At 69.7% G+C, this 15,421-nt stretch carries 14 protein-coding genes; 12 read left to right on the forward strand and 2 right to left on the reverse strand.

Going from position 1 to position 15,421, the window contains the following annotated elements:
- Positions 1-4 precede the first annotated feature (4 nt).
- The 3 genes from ACFWYW_RS02800 to ACFWYW_RS02810 are packed head-to-tail and all read left to right on the forward strand — an operon-like array spanning position 5 to position 2,658.
- Entirely contained in the window at positions 5-859 is an 855-nt protein-coding gene (locus ACFWYW_RS02800; RefSeq protein WP_379620294.1) for an ABC transporter permease, read from the forward strand.
- Positions 852-1,631: an ABC transporter permease gene (locus tag ACFWYW_RS02805; protein WP_379620296.1), complete on the forward strand. Its 780-nt coding sequence runs from the start codon at positions 852-854 to the stop codon at positions 1,629-1,631. The genes ACFWYW_RS02800 and ACFWYW_RS02805 overlap by 8 nt, the downstream gene beginning before the upstream one ends.
- On the forward strand, positions 1,618-2,658 hold the full coding sequence (locus ACFWYW_RS02810; RefSeq protein ID WP_379620298.1) for an ABC transporter ATP-binding protein: 1,041 nt from the start codon (positions 1,618-1,620) through the stop codon (positions 2,656-2,658). Before ACFWYW_RS02805 ends, ACFWYW_RS02810 begins: the two co-directional genes overlap by 14 nt.
- Here ACFWYW_RS02810 and ACFWYW_RS02815 read toward each other — a convergent pair.
- Positions 2,652-3,257: a TetR/AcrR family transcriptional regulator gene (locus ACFWYW_RS02815; protein WP_379620300.1), complete on the reverse strand. Its 606-nt coding sequence runs from the start codon at positions 3,255-3,257 to the stop codon at positions 2,652-2,654. The two genes, ACFWYW_RS02810 and ACFWYW_RS02815, sit on opposite strands and share 7 nt — an antisense overlap.
- Positions 3,258-3,377: 120 nt before the next feature.
- Between ACFWYW_RS02815 and ACFWYW_RS02820 the strand changes: the two genes are divergently transcribed.
- The 6 genes from ACFWYW_RS02820 to ACFWYW_RS02845 all read left to right on the forward strand — a co-directional run bounded on the left by ACFWYW_RS02820 (position 3,378) and on the right by ACFWYW_RS02845 (position 11,458).
- Complete coding sequence (locus ACFWYW_RS02820) at positions 3,378-4,652, forward strand: glycosyltransferase (RefSeq protein WP_379620302.1); 1,275 nt, start codon at positions 3,378-3,380, stop codon at positions 4,650-4,652.
- Between the two features lie 39 nt (positions 4,653-4,691).
- Complete coding sequence (locus tag ACFWYW_RS02825) at positions 4,692-6,107, forward strand: aminobutyraldehyde dehydrogenase (RefSeq protein WP_379620461.1); 1,416 nt, start codon at positions 4,692-4,694, stop codon at positions 6,105-6,107.
- 261 nt (positions 6,108-6,368) lie between these two features.
- Positions 6,369-10,058, forward strand: coding sequence for a nitrate- and nitrite sensing domain-containing protein (locus ACFWYW_RS02830; protein WP_379620304.1), 3,690 nt, complete (start codon positions 6,369-6,371; stop codon positions 10,056-10,058).
- Positions 10,055-10,477 carry a roadblock/LC7 domain-containing protein gene (locus ACFWYW_RS02835; protein WP_157250067.1) on the forward strand — a complete coding sequence of 141 codons (423 nt, stop codon included), beginning with the start codon at positions 10,055-10,057 and terminating at the stop codon, positions 10,475-10,477. The genes ACFWYW_RS02830 and ACFWYW_RS02835 overlap by 4 nt, the downstream gene beginning before the upstream one ends.
- 20 nt (positions 10,478-10,497) lie before the next feature.
- Positions 10,498-10,902: a DUF742 domain-containing protein gene (locus tag ACFWYW_RS02840; protein ID WP_214641576.1), complete on the forward strand. Its 405-nt coding sequence runs from the start codon at positions 10,498-10,500 to the stop codon at positions 10,900-10,902.
- Entirely contained in the window at positions 10,883-11,458 is a 576-nt protein-coding gene (locus tag ACFWYW_RS02845; RefSeq protein ID WP_184965600.1) for an ATP/GTP-binding protein, read from the forward strand. The genes ACFWYW_RS02840 and ACFWYW_RS02845 overlap by 20 nt, the downstream gene beginning before the upstream one ends.
- Before the next feature lie 454 nt (positions 11,459-11,912).
- On the opposite strand, the gene ACFWYW_RS02850 is transcribed toward ACFWYW_RS02845, so the two are convergent.
- Positions 11,913-12,689, reverse strand: coding sequence for an ABC transporter ATP-binding protein (locus tag ACFWYW_RS02850; RefSeq protein WP_379620308.1), 777 nt, complete (start codon positions 12,687-12,689; stop codon positions 11,913-11,915).
- Between the two features lie 211 nt (positions 12,690-12,900).
- Between ACFWYW_RS02850 and ACFWYW_RS02855 the strand changes: the two genes are divergently transcribed.
- The 3 genes from ACFWYW_RS02855 to ACFWYW_RS02865 are packed head-to-tail and all read left to right on the forward strand — an operon-like array spanning position 12,901 to position 15,385.
- Positions 12,901-13,857, forward strand: a complete 957-nt coding sequence (locus ACFWYW_RS02855; RefSeq protein WP_379620310.1) for an ABC transporter substrate-binding protein — start codon at positions 12,901-12,903, stop codon at positions 13,855-13,857.
- Positions 13,854-14,624, forward strand: a complete 771-nt coding sequence (locus ACFWYW_RS02860; RefSeq protein ID WP_379620312.1) for an ABC transporter permease — start codon at positions 13,854-13,856, stop codon at positions 14,622-14,624. The genes ACFWYW_RS02855 and ACFWYW_RS02860 overlap by 4 nt, the downstream gene beginning before the upstream one ends.
- Complete coding sequence (locus ACFWYW_RS02865) at positions 14,621-15,385, forward strand: ABC transporter permease (RefSeq protein ID WP_379640890.1); 765 nt, start codon at positions 14,621-14,623, stop codon at positions 15,383-15,385. Before ACFWYW_RS02860 ends, ACFWYW_RS02865 begins: the two co-directional genes overlap by 4 nt.
- Positions 15,386-15,421 lie beyond the last annotated feature (36 nt).

A 15,421-nucleotide genomic window follows, 5' to 3' on the forward strand; every position in this document is an offset into this window, starting at 1 on the left:
CGACGTGACGAGCCAGACCAAGACCCGGCCGGCGTCCCCTGCACGGGGGCGCCGTTTCGCGGCGTTCGCTTTCCTGTCGCCGGGACTGACCTACCTGATCGTGCTGCTGCTGGTGCCGCTGGCGCTGGTGCTGAGCGCCGCGTTCTTCCGGCGGGGCCGGTTCGGCGGCATCGTCTACGAGTTCACCACCGAGAACTTCACCCGGCTGATCGACCCGCTGTACCTGAGCGTGCTCGGCAACTCGCTGAAGATCGCCGGGATCACCACGCTGCTCGCGCTGCTGATCGGCTACCCCACGGCGTACTTCATCGCGCAGCTGCCCCGCAACTGGAAGACCATCGCGCTGGTGGCCATCGTGCTGCCGTTCTGGACGAACTTCATCATCCGCATCTACGCGTGGATCATCTTGCTGAGCGGTCCCGGCATCGTGAACTCGGTGCTCGGCACCAAGCTGGAGCTGCTCTACAAGGACGGCGCGATCGTCGTCGGCCTGCTCTACTCCTACATTCCGCTGATGGTGCTGCCGCTGTACGCGGCGATCGAGAGGCTCGACCCGCAGCTGCGCGAGGCCTCGGCCAACCTGGGCGCCTCCGCCTTCACCACCTTCCGCAAGGTGACCCTGCCGCTGACGATCCCGGGTGTGCTGACCGGGTGCCTGTTCGTGTTCGTGCCGAGCTTCGGCAACTTCGTCATCCCCGACCTGCTCGGCGGCGGCAAGTCCATCATGGTCGGCAACCTGATCAGGACGCAGTTCCTGCAGGCGCGCGACGAGCCCTTCGGCGCCACGCTGACACTCGCGCTGATCGCCGTTCTGATCGTGCTGCTCATGGTGCAGTCCTGGGCGGCCCGCCGTGCGTAGGCCGAAGCTCCTCTCCGTCCCGTTCTGGGCGACGATCGTCTTCCTCTACCTGCCGATCGCGGTCCTGGTCGCGATGTCGTTCAACTCCGGTGAGTCGGCCTACACCTACGAGGGCTTCAGCCTGAAGTGGTACGGCGAGTTGCTCGCCGACGAACGGGTCATCTCGGGCCTGGTCAACACGCTGATCGTGGCGGTGAGCTCGACCGCGATCGCCACGGTCCTCGGTACCCTGCTGGCCGTCGGCCTGGCCCGCTACACGCGCTCCAAGATCTTGGACGCGGTGGCCCTGATGCCGGCCGTTCTGCCTGACCTGGTGCTCGGGATCGGGCTGCTGATGTTGTTCATCACGCTCAACCAGACGCTCGGCCACCACTCGGTGATCCTGGCGCACGCGGTGTTCTCGACGGCGTTCGTGGCGGCGGTCGTGCGCACCAGGCTCACGGGCGCCGACACCTCGCTGGAAGAGGCCAGCCGCGACCTGGGCGCGGGCCCGGTGACCACCTTCGTGAAGGTCACGCTGCCGCAGCTCACGCCCGGCATCATCGCAGGGGCGCTGCTGGCGTTCACGCTCTCGCTCGACGAGTTCGTCATCGCCTTCTTCACGATCGGCAACGCCGACCCGACGCTGCCGATCATCATCTACTCAATGATCCGATTCGGGGTGACCCCGGAGATCAACGCCCTGGCCTCGATCCTCCTGCTGGTGAGCTTCACCGCGGTGATCGCGGGGCAGCGGCTGACGAAGATCGGGGAGTCCCGTGCTCAAGATTGACGGCATCACGCGCCGGTTCGGCGAGGTCACCGCGCTCGACGGGGTCTCGCTGGAGATCGGCCAGGGCGAGTTCTTCGCGCTGCTCGGCCCCTCGGGCTGCGGCAAGACGACGCTCCTGCGCATCCTGGCCGGCTTCGAGACGCCCGACGGCGGCTCGGTCTCGCTCGACGGCGCCGACCTGCTCACGCTGGCGCCCAACAAGCGGCCGATCAACCTCATGTTCCAGTCCTACGCGCTGTTCCCGCACATGAGCGTCGCCAAGAACGTCGCCTACGGCCTGGAGCGCGAGAAACTGCCCCGCGGCGAGGTCAAGAAGCGCGTCGGCGAGGTGCTGGAGACCGTCGGCCTGTCCGCCCAGGCGAACAGGAAGCCGCAGCAGCTGTCCGGTGGCCAGCGCCAGCGCGTCGCCCTGGCCAGGGCCATCGTCAAGCGCCCCCGGCTGCTCCTGCTCGACGAGCCCCTGTCGGCCCTGGACAAGAAGGTCCGCGCGGACATGCAGCTGGAGCTCAAGCGGCTGCAGCACGAGGTCGGCATCACCTTCGTGGTCGTCACCCACGACCAGGAGGAGGCCATGTCACTGGCCGACCGCATCGCGGTCTTCGACACCGGCCGCGTGCGCCAGGTGGACCGCCCCGTCGAGCTCTACGAGCGGCCCCGCTCCCGCTTCGTGGCCGACTTCGTCGGCGCCAACAACCTCTTCGCCGGTACGGCCGGCGCCGACGGCACCCTGCGCACCGAGAACTTCGGCACCCTGCGCGGCACGGCCGTCGACCAGGTGCCGGAAGGGGCGGCGGCGCTGCTGGCCGTACGGCCGGAGAAGCTGGAACTGACCGAGGACGGCCCGCTGAAGGGCAGCGTCCTCGACGTCAGCTTCTACGGCGGCGTCTCGCACATCTCCGTCGAGGTGCCCGGCCAGGTCAAGCCCGTGCTCGTGGCCGTGCAGGGCGCCAGCGCGGTGAAGCCCGGCGCCGAGGTCGGGCTGCAGTGGGGGGAGCGGGACGCGGTCCTGCTCCCGGCGGTTCAATGAGCGAGGTCGTTGCCGGTCGCCGCGCGCGCGTAGGAGAGGATCAGCTCCACCGCCTCCGCCGGGCCGATCACCGGGTGCCTGGCGGTGATGCGGTAGCCGTAGGCGTCCTCCAGAGCCACCAGGTTGCGCGAGATCGTCAGCGCGTCCGCGCTCAGCGTGAACACGCCGAGCGCGGCCCCGGTGTCCAGGATCGACTGGTACATCGACACCTGGCGGTCGTAGAGCGAGGTGAGCAGCACGCCGTACATCCGGTTGCGGCCCGCGGCCCCGCCGAGCTCGTTGAGCAGGCGCACGTCCGGGTCGAGCGGCCCGGTGGGCAGCCCGGAGCGGATCGTCATGACCAGCTTCTCCACCGGGTCCATGACGGCGGCGATCTGCCGCAGGCGCTGCTCGTAGAAGCGCTCCATGCCCGCGTGCTGGGCCTCGACGAGCAGCTCGTTGAGGTCGGGGTAGTGATAGAGCACGGCACCGGAGGTCAGACCGGCCTCCTCGGCCACGTGCGAGAGCTGCACTCCGTCGACGCCATGCCGGATGATGGCTCGTCGCGCCGCCTCGATCAGATCGATACGGCGATCCGTGCGACTCTTGCGCTGGGCCACGCCCACCCCCGATGCACCACAGTTCAGCAAATCCGTCACCATAGTGCCGCGAAGTTGACCTTTACGCTAGATCAGCATTTGAATTCCCGTTCAGATTGACGTTCCCCCCGGAGTGACCACATGGCTCTCACCATCCTGTTCATGCCCGAGAGCGCGTACGGGCCGACGAACAACAGCATCGGCATCGGCGACATCCTGCGCCGCCGCGGACACCGGGTCGTCTTCGCGGCCGAGGCGTCCTGGAAGGGCAAGCTCGAAGCGCTCGGCTTCGAGGAGGACCTGGTCGACCTGGCTCCCCCGGCAGAGGACGCCGAGGAGCAGGACCCCGGCCAGTTCTGGAAGGACTTCATCCGCGAGACCGCGCCGGAGTACCGCAAGACCACCCTGGAGCAGCTCGCGACCGTCACCAAGCCGATCTGGGACTCCCTCATCGAGGGTGCCAAGTACTGCGAGCCGCAGCTCAAGGCCATCATCGAGCGCGTGAACCCCGATGTCATCGTCGAGGACAACGTGATCACCTTCCCGGCGCTGCTGACCGCGGGCAAGAAGTTCGCGCGCATCGTGTCGTGCAACCCGCTGGAGGTGCGCGGCGAGAACATCGCGCCGGTCTTCTCCGGCCTGCCCGCCGACGACCGCGCCGGCTGGGACGCCTTCCGCGCCGAGTACGAGCGCACCCACCGCGAGATCTGGACCGCCTTCAACGCCTGGTGCGTCGAGCAGGGCACGAGCCCGCTGCCCGACCTCGACTTCATCCACGAGGGCGACCTGAACCTCTACGTGTACCCCGAGGTGCTCGACTACACCAACGCCCGCCCGCTGGGCCCGTCGTGGCACCGGCTCGACTCCTCCGTGCGCGAGACCGAGGAGGCCTTCGAGCTGCCCTTCGAGAGGGGGGACGGCGCGCTGGTCTACTTCTCGCTGGGCTCGCTCGGCTCCTCCGACGTGGAGCTCATGCAGCGGGTGATCGACGTGCTGGCCACCACCCCGCACCAGTTCATCGTCTCCAAGGGCCCGCTGCACGAGGAGATCAAGCTGGCCGACAACATGTACGGTGCGGAGTTCCTGCCCCAGACGAAGATCATCCCGCTCTGCGACCTGGTGATCACCCACGGCGGCAACAACACCACCGTCGAGGCCCTGCACTTCGGCAAGCCGATGATCCTGCTGCCGCTGTTCTGGGACCAGTACGACAACGCCCAGCGCGTGGACGAGCTCGGCTACGGCGTGCGGCTGTCGACCTACACCTTCACCGACGAGGAGCTGAAGGGCGCCCTGGAGCGCCTGCTCGGCGACGCCGAACTGCGTGCCGAGCTGGCCGCCACCGGCGAGGAGATCCGCGAGCGCGACGGCCTGCGCAAGGCCGCCGACCTCATCGAGCAGCTCGGCCTGAAGTAATCCGCCGGTACGGCCCGCACCGCCGGGCCGTACCGGGTCATCCAAGGAAAGAACCCCATGCGCCAACTGATCAACCCGGCCACCGGGCAGCCCTTCGCCGATCTTCCCGACACTCCGGTGGGGGAGGTGGCGGTAGCCGTACGCAAGGCCCGGCGGGCTTTCGAGGAGTGGTCGCAGACCACTCCGGCCGAGCGGGCGCGGCTGCTGCTGCGCCTGGCCGACCTCGTGGAGGCCGACGCCGAGGAGCTGACCAGGCTGGAGGTCGAGGAGACGGGCAAGCCGGCCGCGGTCTTCCGCGACGGCGAGCTGCCGTTCGCCGTCGACAACCTGCGTTTCTTCGCCGGGGCCGCGCGCTCGCTGGACGGCACCGGAGCCGGTGTGCTCAGCGCCGGGTACACCTCGGTGCTGCTGCGCCGCCCCGTCGGGGTGGTCGGGTCGATCGCGCCGTGGAACTTTCCGTTCATCATGGCCGTATGGAAGGTGGGGCCTGCGGTCGCGGCTGGAAACGCGGTCGTCATCAAGCCCGCGCCGCAGACCCCTCGTTCCACGCTGCGGCTGGCGGAGCTGTTCGCGCGGGCCGGCGCGCCCGAGGGGCTCGTGCAGGTGGTGCTCGGCGACGGGGCCGTGGGCGAGGCGCTGGTGACCGACCCCGGCGTGGACATGGTCAGCGTGACGGGCTCCACCGAGACCGGCCGCGCGGTCATGACCGGCGCGGCCCGCACGCTCAAGCGGGTCCACCTGGAGCTCGGCGGCAAGGCCCCGGCTCTGGTGTTCGAGGACGCCGACCTGGAGGAGGCGGCGCGCGGCGTGGCCATGGGCGCCACCTACAACACCGGCCAGGACTGCACCGCCGCCACGCGCGTCTACGTCGCCAGGACGGTCTTCGACGACACGGTCGAGGCTCTTCGGGCGACCCTCGCCAAGATCACCGTAGGCGACCCCTGGGACGCGGCCACGGACATCGGCCCGCTGGTCTCGGCGGCCCATCGCGAGCGGGTGCACGGCTTCGTCGAGCGGGCGGGCGCCCGGGTGGTGCACGGCGGGACGCCGATCGACGGCCCCGGGTTCTACTACCCGCCGACGCTCGTCACCGGCGTGGCGCAGGACAGTGAAATCGTGCAAGGTGAACTTTTCGGTCCGGTCCTTGTGGTGCTTCCGTTCGATCACGAGGACGATGCGGTACGGCTGGCCAACGACACCCGCTACGGCCTGGCCTCATCGGTCTGGTCGCGGGACGTGGCGCGGGCCATGAGGGTGTCGCATCGCCTGGACGTGGGTGTGACCTGGGTAAACGACCATCTTCCGATCGCCAGCGAGGCCCCGCACGGCGGCGTCAAGGGCAGCGGATTCGGCAAGGACATGAGCCAGGAGGCCGTTCAGGAGTACTCGGTGACCCGTCACCTGATGATCAAACACGCTGCCCCGGCCGAGCGGGACTCTTTCCGGCCGGCCTGAAAGCTGAAGGCGAAACCGACCGAAATGACACGTTTGGTCGCGTTTGATGGGAAATGCACGGTTGGCCGATCTGGTACGGGTTGTGTTCCAATTACCCACGCCCGCGGAATCCCATGCGCCGCACGCGTGTCAGATTTTTCGAGCACGTAGCGCGAGAGGTAGCGAGAGTCAGTGAGGACGGAAAACCCCAGGCACGCGACGCCAGGGGAGTACACAGGCGGACGGTTCCGGCTGGCTAACTGGCGTGTGCGCTCTAGGTTGGTGGCCCTGATCCTCATCCCCACCATCGTCGGTGTGCTCCTGGCCGGTATTCAGCTTGCCAACGCGATCGGCACCAGCGCCGAGTACCGGCGGCTCACCCAGGTCGCCGAGCTGGTCCAGCGCATCGGCGCGCTCTCCCACGAGATGGCCAAGGAGCGCACGCTCACCGCCTGGTACATCGCCGACCAGCGGCGGCCCAGCCGGATGGCGCAACTGCGCACGCAGCGCGCCGTCGTGGACGGCGCCAAGACCAAGGTGCTCGACAGCACGGCCGCCATCGACGACGCGCACGCGCCGCGCGTGCGGCAGGAAGTCGAGAGCATGCGCCGCTGGCTCATCGGCCTCGACGGCCTGCGCGAGTCGATCCTGGGCGAGAGCGTCCCGCCCCGAGCCGCGATCCGCACCTACTCGACGATGATCGACGTCCTGGAGAACCTCCAGGACGAGCTCGGCCAGGTGGGCGACGACGACAGCCTGATCAAGGACGTGGCCGCCCTCGGCGCTCTCCAGCGCGGCAAGGAGCAGGTCGCCCGCCAGCAGGGCATCCTGACCGTCGCGCTGGTCGAGCGGAAGCTGGACTACGACGACCTGTCGGACTTCCTCGGCTCCTGGAACGCCCAGCAGGCAGAACTGGCCACCTTCGAGCAGGAGGCCCAGGCCAAGTACACCTCCCTGTACACCGACACGCTCAAGGGCCCGGCCATCGACCGCGCCGACGCCATGCGCCAGCGCGCCCTGGCCCAGCTGCGTGAGTACAAGGAGATCCGCGACCTCGACATCACCGCCACCCCGCGCCGTGAGCTGCTCTTCTGGTACGACAGCACCACGCTGACCGTCAACGCCATGCGCAAGGTGGAAGACTCGCTCGCCACGGCCGTCGTGACCAAGACCCGCGAGCTGAGCGACGCCGAGCAGCGCAACGCCATCATCTCCGGCGCGCTCATCCTCGTGCTGCTGCTCCTCGTCCTGGTGATCACCACCCGCGTGGCCGGTTCGCTGGTACGCCCGCTGCGCCGGCTGCGCGCCGAGGCGCTCCAGGTGGCCACGACCAGGCTGCCGGAGACCGTCCGCGTGCTGCGCGAGTCCGGAGACGGCGCCGCCACGCCGGAGGTCCCCTCCGTCGGCGTCAACACCCGGGACGAGATCGGGGAAGTGGCACGGGCCTTCGACGAGGTCCACCGCGAGGCGATCCGGCTGGCCGGCGACGAGGCCAAGCTGCGCGCCAACGTCAACTCCATGTTCGTCAACCTCTCGCGCCGCTCGCAGACGCTCGTCGAACGCCAGCTGCAGCTCATCGAAGGCCTGGAGCAGGGCGAGGAGGACGAGAACCGGCTCGCCAACCTCTTCCGCCTCGACCACCTGGCCACCCGCATGCGCCGCAACAGCGAGAACCTCCTGGTCCTCGCCGGCCAGGAGGCCGCGCGCAAGTGGAGCGAGCCCGTCCCGCTGGTCGACATCGCCCGCGCCTCGCTGTCGGAGGTCGAGAACTACGAGCGGGTCCAGATCCAGATCCCGTCCGACATCCAGATCGTCGGCCCGGCCGTCACCGACGCCGTCCACCTGCTCGCCGAGCTGATCGAGAACGCGATCTCCTTCTCGCCGCGCGAGAGCCGGGTCAGCGTCACCAGCGCGGCCGCCGACGGCGGCTTCGTCGTCACCATCAGCGACCTGGGCATCGGCATGAGCGGCGACGAACTGGCCGAGGCCAACTGGCGCCTGGCCAACCCGCCCGTCGTGGACGTGTCCGTGTCCCGGCGCATGGGCCTGTTCGTGGTCGGCCGCCTGGCCCTGCGCCACGGCATCCGGGTCCAGCTACGCATGCGGGAGACCGGCGGGCTCAGCGCGCTGGTCATGCTGCCCGACATGCTGGTCGCCGCCGCCAACGGCATGGTGCCGCAGCAGCGCGGGCAGTACGACAGCTTCACCACCTTCGACCCGGCCATGCTGGGCTCGCCGCCGTACGCCAACCCCGACACTCCCGAGGTACGCGCCCACGAGTCGCTGGCCGACACCCAGTGGCCGGGTTCGATGCCGGTGCCGGACACGGGCGGCTGGAACCCGTACGGCGAGGAGTCGTCCCAGCCCGGTCAGCCGCCTTACGCGGACGCGCCCGGCGACCAGGCGCCCGCCGCCTTCGGTGAACAGCCGCCCTTCGCCGACCAGCCCCGCTTCGGTGAGCAACAGCCCTTCGCCGACCAGCAGCCTTCGGCCGGCCAGCCGTTCGCCGGTCAGTCCTTCGACGGCCAGCCCTTTGACGGCCAGTCCCCCTTCGCCGGTGAGTCGCCTTTCGCCGAGCAGTCGCCCGAGGCGAGCTGGCCGTCGTTCGCCGAGCAGCCGCCGCCGCTCCCGGCCGACCAGCGCTGGCCCTCCTTCGCGGAGGAGCCGCCGCCGCTTGAGGTCGACCAGCGGTGGCCGTCCTTCGGCGAAGAGTCGAACTGGCCGTCGGTCGCCTCCTCGGCCCCCAACGGCAACGGCTCGGGCAACGGGCTGTTCACGCCCTACAACACCGACTACGCCTCGCAGGACCTCACCGGTCCGCTGCCCGTGGTCGACAGCTCGCCCATGGAGTCCGAGGGCGAGGACTTCCTGCCGATCTTCTCGTCGGTGGGCTCCGACTGGTTCCGTCGGCCCGAGCCCGACCCGCTGAAGGCCCAGGAGCCGCCCGCCGATCCCGAGCTGCCCGGTCCTTCGACCGGCGCGTTCGGACCGGTGGGACAGGGCGGGTACGCCGGCGCTCAGGGTTCCTCCTCCGACGGCTTCAACGGTCCGGGGACGGGCGCGTTCGGCGCGGTCGGCAACAGCCCCGCCTACGACTCCTTCGAGGCCGACTCGCCCCCGACCATGCCCCACCCGGTCATCTCGGCCGACGGCCCCCCGCCGGTCTCCGGTTACGGCCAGAGCCAGGGCTACGGCCAGGGCGCAGGCCCCGGCGGCCACGCGGACTCCCAGGGCGGTTACGCGGGAGCCGGTCAGGGCGGCCACGGGGACTCAGGCGGCCAGCCCGGCTACCCGGGCCCCGGCGGCTCCTCCGACTACCCCGGCGGACCCGGCCAGGACTACGCGGGTTCAGGAGCCCCTGGCCAGGACTACGCGGGCGCGGGCGCCCCTGGCTCCGGCCACGGCGGCTCCGGCCACGGTGGCGCAGGCTATGGCGGCTCCGGCCACGGCGGCCCCGGTCAGCCGGGCTCCGGCAACGCCGGTTCCGGCTATGGAGGCCCCGGCAACGCGGGTTCCGGTCACGCGGGTTCCGGCTACGCGGGTGCGGGTTCCGGTCATGCGGGTCCTGGCGCGGGTGGTCCCGGCGCCGGTGGTCCGGGTGCCGGTGGGCCCGGTGCGGGTGCCGGCGGTGCGGGTGCTGCCGCGTCCGGGCAGGCGGGTGGCGTCGGCAAGTCCGGGCTGCCGCAGCGCAGGCCGGGACAGTCCGGCGCCGGCGCTTCCTGGACCTCCCCGGCCGACAGCGGTTTCCAGGCCGCGCAGGCCGCCGCCGAGCCCGCCAGGGGCGGTACCACCGCCTCGGGCCTGCCGCGGCGCGTGCCCAAGGCCAACCTGGTGCCGGGCACGGCGGGCTCCGCCGAGCCCCCATTGACGTCACCGGCACCGCCGATCTCACCCGAGCGCCTGCGCAGCAGGCTCTCCAGCTTCCAGCAGGGTGTACGGCAGGGCCGTGAGGATCTGAAGGAGAAGGAATGAGAGAACTGAGCCAGGGAGCGCGTGGCATCAGCTGGCTGATCACCGATTTCGTCAACAACGTGCCCGGTGTGGCGCACACCGTTGTCGTGTCGTCGGACGGTCTGCCGCTGGCCTTCTCCGAGGGGTTCCCCAAGGACCGGGCCGACCAGCTCGCCGCGGTCGCCTCCGGTGTGATCAGCTTGACCCAGGGCGCGGCCCGCGTCTTCGAGGGCGGCATGGTCACCCAGACGGTGATCGAGATGCAACGCGGCCTTTTGATGATCATGTCGATCAGTGATGGATCGTGTCTGGCGGTGCTCGCCTCGCCCGACTGCGACATGGGCCTGGTGGCCTACCAGATGACGCTCCTCGTGGAGCGGGCCGGTCAGGTGCTGACGCCCGCCGTACGGGCGGAGCTGCAGGCGGCCCGCCCCCGCTAGCCGGGCGGTGACAGGAGATCATGGTGTCAGGTCAGGGTTGGGCTGGTGATAGCACTCCGCCGCATCCGTCGGCGCCCCGTCCGCAGAAGCCGAGCTCTCTGGTACGGCCCTATGCCGTGACCGGGGGGCGGACCGCTCCGCGGATGAAGTTTGCCATGGAGGCGCTGGTTTCCTCCGTGACGTCGGAATACCAAGATATTTCCCTCTTGAGTCCGGAGTATCAGGCGATCATCCAGCTGACACGAAATGTTCGGTCGGTTGCGGAGATCTCCGCCCTTTTACGGCAACCTCTCGGGGTGGTCCGGGTGCTGATCGCCGACATGGCGTCGGAAGGCCTGATCCGCGTGCACCAGCCTGCGCTGGACGCGGGGAAGCCGGACCTCAACTTGCTCGAAAGGGTACTCAGTGGACTTCGCAGGCTCTAGCGCCGGCCTCACCTCGACGAAGATCGTCGTGGCTGGAGGCTTCGGCGTGGGCAAGACGACGTTCGTGGGAGCGGTCTCTGAGATCCTGCCGCTCACCACGGAGGCCGTCATGACCGACGCGTCGGCCGGCGTCGACGACGTGTCGCTCACTCCCAACAAGACCACGACCACGGTGGCGATGGACTTCGGCCGGGTGTCGCTGGACCGCGACCTGATCCTGTACCTGTTCGGGACGCCGGGTCAGCACCGGTTCTGGTTCATGTGGGACGACCTGGTACGCGGCGCCATCGGCGCGGTGGTCCTCGTGGACACGCGCCGCCTGGCCGACAGCTTCCCGGCCATCGACTACTTCGAAGAGGCCAAGCTGCCGTTCGTGGTCGGTGTGAACGGCTGGGACGGGGCCTTCTTGCACGATGAGCGGGAACTGCGCGAGGCACTGACGGTCGGCGACGGCACCCCGATCGTCCGCCTCGACGCCCGCAACAGGGAGTCGGTCAAGTCCACCCTGATCACGCTGGTCGAACACGCCCTGACCCGCCAGATCGCCCCGGCATAGCCGCAGAACGTTGGCCGAGCCAACCAAGCCCGGCCAACAACCCCCCGCAGCCCCGGCCCAGAACCCACCCCAGGACACCGCCCCAGAACCCACCGGGGCACGGACCCGGGAACCCACAGGGGCTCACGAGTCCGAGAACCCACCCCGGGAACACGGGCCCGAAAACCCACCGGGAGCAAGGGCCCGAAACCCACCGGGGGCTGTGGTTGGGAACCGCTCCCTTGCCGGCGTGAACCCCCAGGCGTGGCCGGGTGACGTCTCGCAGCGTGCTGCCTGGGGTCCACGAGGTGAGCCCCTGGGTGTGCGGTGGTTTTCCCGCTCAGGGGGTCTACGCGCGCACGTCGCGGTGGCCGGCCGGGGAGGCGGAGGAGCGTTCCCCTGGAAGGTCACCGGCCACGTGCGGCGGGTGGGGGTGGGGCGGCTTGCCGTAACCCATAAAACGTGTGGAGACAGTTCAGGCAGGAGTTTTGGAGTCCAGGCCGCGGACCAGGCGGCCCACCTCGGCGCGGAGGTGGACGAAGTCGGGGTGTTCGCGGGTGGTGATCTGGTCGCGAGGGGACGGCAGCTCCACCGGCAGGTCGCCGACCACGTTGGCCGGCGCCTTGGACAGGACGACCACGCGGTCCCCGACGTACACGCTCTCGTCGATGTCGTGGGTGATGAGCACGATGGTCATCTGGTGGTGGCCGCGTACCTGGAGGACGAGGTCTTCGAGGTCCTCGCGGGTCTGGGCGTCGACGGAGCCGAAGGGCTCGTCCATGAGCATGAGCGTCGGACGGTAGGCGAGGGCGCGGGCGATGGCCACCCGCTGTTGCATGCCGCCGGACAGCTGGAACGGGTATTTCTTGCCCGCGTCCCCCAGTCCGACTGACTCCAGCGCCTCCTGCGCGGCGTCTCTGCGCGCCTTCTTGTCCATGTTCTTGCGGCGCAGTGGCAGGGCGACGTTGTCGGCCACGGACATCCACGGGAACAACGAGCGGCTGTAGTCCTGGAAGACGACGGCCAGGTTGTCGGGTGTGTGGGTGACCACCTGCCCGTCGACCTTGATCTCGCCGCCGGTGGGCGTGAGGAGGCCGGCGATGCTGCGCAGCAGTGTGGACTTGCCGGCGCCGGAGGGGCCGACGATGCACAGCAGTTCGCCGTCGGCGACGCTCAGGGAGAGGCCTTCGATGGCGTGGTGGGCGCTGGGGCCGCTGCCGTAGGTGTGGCTGAGGTTGGATATCTCGAGCAAGGCTGGGTTCCTTGAGGGGCGCGAGTGACCCCCTGACTCTAGCGGAGGCCCGAATTGTGAGGCCATAGCTGGCATTGACCAGAATTCACGTTGCTTTGTGCCTTTGAGTCCGGATTGGGGATTTCACTCGTCGAAAAGGTGTCAGAAAAGCCGCGCGTCATGAAATATCGTCTCTTGCGGCAGGCCCTCCCCACCCCCCGGAGCGCGCACCATGAGACGTACGATCCCCGCCCTCCTGCTCGCCACCACCCTGGCGCTGACCGCGTGCGGCGGTGCCGAGCAGGCGTCCACCGGCGGGCTGGAGAAGCCCGTCATCAAGGTGGGCGCGCTGCCCATCCCCGACGCGGCCGCCCTCTACATCGCCCAGTCCAAGGGCTTCTTCAAGGAAGAGGGCCTCACCGTCGAGCCGATCACGATCCAGGGCGGCGCCGTCGCGCTGCCGCAGATCAAGAGCGGCGCCCTCGACGTCTCCCACACCAACTACGTCTCCACGTTCCTGGCCGCGAGCAGGGGCGAGAAGGTGAAGGTGGTCGGCGACCTCTACGGCGCCGCCCCGAACACCTTCGACCTCATGGTGGCCAAGGACTCCCCGATCCAGGCGGTCGCCGACCTCAAGGGCAAGACCATCCTGGTCAACACCCTCAACAACATCGGCACGCTGGCCGTCACCTCGACGCTGAAGAGCGCGGGCGTGGCGCCGGGCGAGGTGAAGTTCATCGAGAAGCCCTTCCCCGACATGGGCAACGCGCTGGCCGCCGGGCAGGCCGACGCGGCATGGCTGACCGAGCCGTTCATCACCGCCACGCAGGTCCAGCCGGGCCTGCGCGTCCTCGCCGACACCATGACGGGGCCGACGGCCGACCTGCCGATCGCCGCCTGGATGGCCACCGGCGAGTGGGTCGCGAAGAACCCCAAGACGCTCGCCGCCTTCCAGCGCGCGATCGGCAAGGCGCAGAAGCTGGCCGCCGGTGACCGCAAGGTCGTCGAGGCGGTCATCCCCTCGTACTCGAAGATCGACAAGACCGCGGTCACGAAGATCACGCTGGGCAGTTTCCCGACCGACCTCGACGCGGCCAGGTTGCAGCGGGTGGCCGACCTGATGCTGGAGTTCGGCTATCTCAAGCAGCCTCTGGACGTCAAGACGCTCCTGGTCAGCCCCACCGGATGAGCGTGCGTGCCGTGCGGGGCGCGGCGGGCGTCGCCGCGTTCCTGCTCGTGGCCGAGCTGGTCGTGCGCTTCTGGCTGGCCGAGGGCGTGGTGTTCCCGCCGCCCTCGGCCGTGCTGATCGAGGCCGCGCTGCTCCTGGCCGACCCCGCGTTCCTGGCGGGCGTCGCCGCCACCCTGCTCAACTGGGCGCTCGGCCTGCTGGCCGCCGTGGCCGTCGCGGTGCCCGCGGGCGTGGCGCTCGGCGCGCTGCCCGCCGCCGAGCGGGCGACCCGCCCGCTGCTGGAGTTCATGCGTCCCATCCCGTCGGTGGCGATCATCCCGCTGGCGATCCTGCTCATCCCCGTGGACGTCGCGATGAAGGCCTCGGTGATCGTGTACGCCGCCGTGTGGCCCATCCTCATCAACACGCTGTACGGCATGCGCGAGGTCGACCCCCTGGCCAAGGACTCCCTGCGCAGCTTCGGCTTCGGCCCCCTGGCGGTGCTGTGGCGGGTCAGCCTGCCCAGCGCCGCCCCGTTCGTGGCCACCGGTGTCCGCATCGCCGCCGGTGTCGCCCTGATCCTCGCGGTCAGCGCGGAACTGCTGGCCGGAGGCGGCTCCGGCATCGGCGTCTTCGTCATCCAGGCGGGCAGCGGCAACCGTACCGATCTCATGCTGGCCGCCACCCTCTGGGCGGGCGCGGCCGGCCTGCTGGCCAACACGCTGCTGGTGGCGGGGGAGCGCCGCCTGTTCCGCTGGCACGAGGCGCGCAGGGGAGCGGCGGAGTGAGCGTGCTGAACAGGCTGTGGTTCGTGCCCGCCGTGCTGGTCGTGTGGGAGGTGCTCACGCGGCTGAAGGCCGACACGGACTTCCCGCCGCCGACCGCCATCGCGGGCCGGATGCGCGAGCTCTGGTTCTCCGGCCCGGCCGCCCGGTTGTTCCTGACCGACGAGGCGGTGGCCAACCTGCTGCCGAGCCTGGCCCGCATGTTCACCGGATGGGTGCTGGCCGCCGCGGCCGGTGTGCTGGCGGGGGTGCTGATCGGCCGTTCGCGGGCGGCCCAGGACTACGCCGGGCCGCTGATCCAGTTCGGCCGCTCGGTGCCGCCGCCGTTGCTGCTGCCCTTCTTCCTCGCGCTGCTGCAGGGAGGCCTGGCCACGCAGCTGGCCGGGATCGTCTTCGGCGTCATCTGGCCGGTGCTCCTGAACTCCATCGACGGCGCCCGCTCGGTCGAGGTCCTGCAGATCGAGACGGCCCGCGTGTTCGGACTGTCCCGCGCCGAGCAGGTCCGCAGGGTCATCATCCCGGCGGCGGCGCCGAAGATCCTGGCCGGTCTGCGGTTGAGTCTTTCGCTGGCACTGATCATGATGGTGATCTCCGAGTTGTTCGGCGGCACCGACGGGATCGGGTATCAGCTGCTGCAGGCACAGCGGGGGTTCGACACCCCGGGGGTCTGGGCCGCCATCGCGCTGCTCGGTCTGCTCGGTTACGTGGTGAACTCCCTGTTCGTCGTGATCGAGCGCCGCCTGCTCGGGTGGCAGGGGGCGTAAGCCGGAAGAGGTGGAAATTTCATGAAATTCTCCCGA

The organism is Nonomuraea sp. NPDC059023 (assembly GCF_042740095.1).
Lineage (GTDB): Bacteria > Actinomycetota > Actinomycetes > Streptosporangiales > Streptosporangiaceae > Nonomuraea.